Below are 4249 nucleotides of genomic sequence, written 5' to 3'. Positions count from 1 at the left end.
GTCGCCAGACGCTCTTTGTGCGGTATTGCCTGAGATTGAAAATTGCCTTTACTTGGCGGCGGCTTCCTGTCCTTCTTCTACAAGGGCGAAGTCTACGTTGCCGCTGTTGACATCGATTTTCGTGCACTGTACCCGCACGGTGTCGCCCAGACGGTAACATGCACTGCCCTGTTCTTCCTTGAAAGCAATGCTGTCGTCGTTGATCCAGTCGCTTTCCGGCAGGGTGGAAACGTGTACCAGACCTTCTACGGTGTTGGGCAGAGCCACGTAGAAGCCGAAGTCGGTCACGCCGGCAATGATGCCGTCGAAAATTTCGCCCAGATGCTGCTGCATGTACTCTGCCTTGTAGCAGTCGTCGGCGTTGCGTTCAATGGTAATGGCACGTACTTCGGTGTCGCTGGAACGCATGGAAGCTTCGATCACGAAAGCATCGTACTTTTCGTGCATCGCTTCGGCGTTGGGGTTCTCGCAGTAGTTGCTGAGGATCCGGTGAATTGCCAGATCGGGATAGCGGCGGATCGGGGAAGTGAAGTGGGCATAGTCTTTCAGTGCCAGACCGAAGTGTCCGATCGCTTCCGGAGCATAGGCTGCCTTTGCCATGGAACGCAGCACCATGACATTCAGAACCGGATACAGTTCAGTACCCCGTGCGTTGTCCAGAATCTCTGCCAGATGACGGGGCTTGATGTCGGTGAATACCGGCACTTCGACACCCAGCCGCAGCAGGACCTGTTCCAGACGCTCGATCTTTTCCGGAGAGGGCTTGTCGTGCACACGATAGACAAAGGGCAGGTTCTTTTCCCGTGCCATTTTTGCGGCAGCTTCGTTTGCCAGCAGCATCATTTCCTCGACGATGCACTCGCTCTTGCCCCGTTCCCGTGCCACAACGTCCACGCAGACACCCTCGTCATTGATGACCAGTGCACCCTCTGCGGTTTCCAGTTCCGGAGCACCGCGGCGTTTCCGTTCCCGCAGGCGAATGTCGCACAGTTCGTCCATCAGCGGGATCATGTGCTGAACAGCCTTGTACTTTTCCAGCAGCTCTGGAGAAGCCGTGCCGGCGAGGATCTCGTTGACCTCGCTGTAAACGCCCTTGACAGCGGAACGGATCACGGTCTTCCGGAACTCGTACTTGACGATCTCGCCGTTTTCGTCCAAGTCCATCAGGGCGGAGAATGCCAGACGGTCTTCGCAGGGGTTCAGGGAGCAGATGCCGTTGGACAGGCTGGTGGGCAGCATGGGAATAACGCGGTTTGCATAGTAGATGCTGGTGCCGCGATCCAGTGCTTCGTTGTCCAGCGGGGTGTGCGGGCGGACGTAGTGGGAAACGTCTGCGATGTGCACGCCCAGACGGTAGCCGGTTTCGGTCTTTTCCAGAGAAACGGCATCGTCCAGGTCCTTGGACTTGGCACTGTCAATGGTGAAGATCGGGGTTTCCCGCAGGTCCAGACGCTTTGCGTATTCCTCCTGCGGAATGGGAGCATTTGCCAGCTGGTCGGCTTCGGCAACGACTTCTTCCGGAAAGTCCACGTTGACACCGCGAACGGCAACCATTGCTTCGGCACAGACGCTTGCACGGGTGCAGACACCAAAGCTGAACACGATCTTGACCTTGTGCTCGGCGTGCCGCTGACCGCGGTAAACCACTTCTGCCAGCACCTTTTCGCCCTCGTGATAGATCACGCTGTCCTTTCGCTGGATCTGAATGGGAGTCTTGGACATGGAGTCCGCACGGAACATCAGCTTGCCGTTGTCCTCAATGATAACGCCGGTCATCTTGCTGTCTGCTTCCTCCAGAATCGCCAGCACTTCGCCTTCAGGCTTGCCGCTGCGGGAGGGAATGTTGCCGATGAGGACGCGATCCCTGGTCATGGCACCCTGTAAGAACTTGCCGGGGATAAACACGTCCTGAGCCCCTTCTTCTTCGGGACGGGCAAAGCCGAATGTGCGGCTCAGCCGGACGATCGTTGCCGGATAGTAGCCCATGTTTGCGGAGGAAACATAGCCGCGGCGGCGTTCACAGATCGCACCCTCTTTGCAGAGTTCCTGCACCGCCTTGCGGAAATTGGCAGCCCCGCCGCGGTTGGTGCGGCACTTGGTAGCCAGATCGCGGTCGCTGACCGGTGTGCGGCCGCTTTTCTTCAGGATCGTCATGATCTTCTTGCGGTAGCTGTCGATCGTTTCAGCCCCGCCCAGTTGGGTATTAGCCATAAAATAAAAATCCTTTCACTTCTGCCGCCCTGTGCGGCTTTCTCATTGCTGTTGTTTTTCTGACGATATTGCCGAATGTGCAGAAAGAAGATGTGCAGTCAGAAAAAAGTCCTGTACTTGTGCTGTTCCGGACGGAAAACACATAAGAGCCTGTTCCGCCTAGATAACCTAGAATCGAAACAGGCTCCTGAAGCACAGGACGATCTGCCGTTTACTTGGTCAGCAGCGGCATTACAATATCCATAAACAGAATCAAAACAAAGAAAACGACTGAGCAGATGAATGTGATCTTCTTCAGACGTGCTTCCTTTGTGCGTCCGCGGTTTTTGTCATAGAACGAATCGTTGCTTGCACCAGTCAGTGCAGCAGTGGCGTTCTGCGGCTTCTGCTCCTGCATCATGCAGATAATGATCAGAACAACGCTGATCAGCAGTACCACAGCACCAACAATGATTTCCAGTACGCTCATGGGAAAGTCCCTCCTCCCGTCTAGTTTCGAGTACACAAAGCGGCAGCATAACAGCGGCGGCTTCGTGCTGAACGATGCAGAAACCTGCAAACATTCATTATCTTTTACATTATACCACATTCCCGAAAAAAAAGCAAGCCCTTTTCAGAAAAAAATCCCACATGTCAAGAAAAATAAAATTGCCTCCCTTGAAAAGGGAGGAGGACCGTCGATAGGCGGTGGAGGGGTTCTTTGTGGAATCTTTTGCTTCATGTATCAGGTTTTACAGAAGTACCCCTCAGTCACCTGCGGTGACAGCTCCCCTAGAGGGGAGCCTGTTTTGAAAAGGGCACCTGAATATCGCCGCAAGCATGTTTTCACTCCTCGCCGCATACACTGAAACGAATGCAAGACCATGTGACAGGAGGAAATTGATATGACCAAAAAAGAACAACTGCCTGCACCCACCGGACACCACAACCTCATTCTGGAAGATCGTGCCAAGCTGACGCTGACGGGTGTGACTGATGTGGACTGCTTTGATGAACGCATGATTAATCTATTCACGGGGCTGGGGGAGCTGACCATTAAAGGGCGGAATCTCCACATCAATGATGTCAGCGTGGAAACCGGCGACATGACCATTACCGGCGACATCTGGCTGCTGCAATACGGGGAAAAGGATCGCCGCGGTCCGCTGTCCCTGCTGGGAAAGCTGTTCCGATGATGCAGCTGGAAACTTTTTTCACCGTGCCGGAACAGACACGGTTGCTGATCTTTGCGGTGCTTCTGGGAATCCCGCTGGGCGTGGTGTTCGATGTGCTGCGGATGCTCCGGCTGCTGCTGCCCCACGGCAAGCTGGCGGCGGCTCTGGAAGATGTGGCGTTCCTGCTGCTGTGGGCGGGAGCACTGCTCTGTTTTTCCACCGTGCTGGCACGGGGAGAATTCCGCGGCTATTATGTCATGAGCAGCGTGCTGGGATTTTTGCTGTACCGTTGTACGCTGGGCTGCGTCACAGTGCCCTTTCTGGGACGGGTTCTGGCGGGGATTTTCGGCAGTTTGCGGCGGCTGTTTCGCCCGCTTTTCCACGGTGTCGTGCGTATTTGCACTCCGTTGCACCGGAAATTTGGACATTTCGCCAAACTTTTTCGAAAAGCATCTTTTTTTTCGCATTTACCCTTGCAGAGAGATAGAAAAATGTTGTATAATGATAGTGGAATTTTGAAACGAAAGGCGGCGTTATCATGGCAGAGGAAACAAAAACGGAAAAAAAGCGGTCACGCTTGATCTTTCGGATCATCAGCCGGACAGCGGTAGTTCTTGCGATCGCCGGCTGTACCATCAGCATTGTGTCGAATCAGTCCAGCATCGCGGAAAAGAAAACGGAACTGGAACAGGTGCAGAAACAGATCGACGATCTCACCGCGGACAACGAGGATTTGCAGCGGATCCTCGAAAGCGGCGATATTGACGGCTATATGGAGCGTCTGGCACGGGAAGAATACAACTATGCTTATCCGGACGAGTACCGGTTCTATGACACATCCAGAAACTAGGGCAAAACCGCACAAAGAGCGTCTGGCGACTTTG

At 54.2% G+C, this 4249-nt stretch carries 5 protein-coding genes; 3 read left to right on the top strand and 2 right to left on the bottom strand.

Going from position 1 to position 4249, the window contains the following annotated elements; translation table 11 throughout:
• Nucleotides 1-48: 48 nt before the first annotated feature.
• Entirely contained in the window at nt 49-2211 is a 2163-nt protein-coding gene (rnr, locus tag RUMCAL_RS09495) for a ribonuclease R (RefSeq protein WP_021682570.1), read from the bottom strand.
• A 211-nt stretch (nt 2212-2422) separates the two neighbouring features.
• Nucleotides 2423-2680 carry a preprotein translocase subunit SecG gene (gene secG, locus RUMCAL_RS09490; protein WP_021682568.1) on the bottom strand — a complete coding sequence of 86 codons (258 nt, stop codon included), beginning with the start codon at nt 2678-2680 and terminating at the stop codon, nt 2423-2425.
• 415 nt (nt 2681-3095) lie between these two features.
• Here secG and RUMCAL_RS09485 point away from each other — a divergent pair, with 415 nt between their 5' ends.
• The 3 genes from RUMCAL_RS09485 to RUMCAL_RS09475 are packed head-to-tail and all read left to right on the top strand — an operon-like array spanning nt 3096 to nt 4215.
• A complete protein-coding gene (locus RUMCAL_RS09485; RefSeq protein WP_021682566.1) occupies nt 3096-3386 on the top strand; it encodes a YabP/YqfC family sporulation protein in 291 nt (96 codons plus the stop codon).
• Nucleotides 3383-3946: a spore cortex biosynthesis protein YabQ gene (gene yabQ / locus RUMCAL_RS09480; RefSeq protein WP_021682565.1), complete on the top strand. Its 564-nt coding sequence runs from the start codon at nt 3383-3385 to the stop codon at nt 3944-3946. The genes RUMCAL_RS09485 and yabQ overlap by 4 nt, the downstream gene beginning before the upstream one ends.
• A complete protein-coding gene (locus RUMCAL_RS09475; protein ID WP_051343782.1) occupies nt 3904-4215 on the top strand; it encodes an FtsB family cell division protein in 312 nt (103 codons plus the stop codon). The genes yabQ and RUMCAL_RS09475 overlap by 43 nt, the downstream gene beginning before the upstream one ends.
• The last annotated feature ends 34 nt before the right edge of the window (nt 4216-4249 follow it).

This window comes from Ruminococcus callidus ATCC 27760 (assembly GCF_000468015.1).
Taxonomy (GTDB): Bacteria; Bacillota; Clostridia; order Oscillospirales; family Ruminococcaceae; genus Ruminococcus_C; species Ruminococcus_C callidus.
This window is presented reverse-complemented; position numbering and strand designations above follow the sequence as displayed.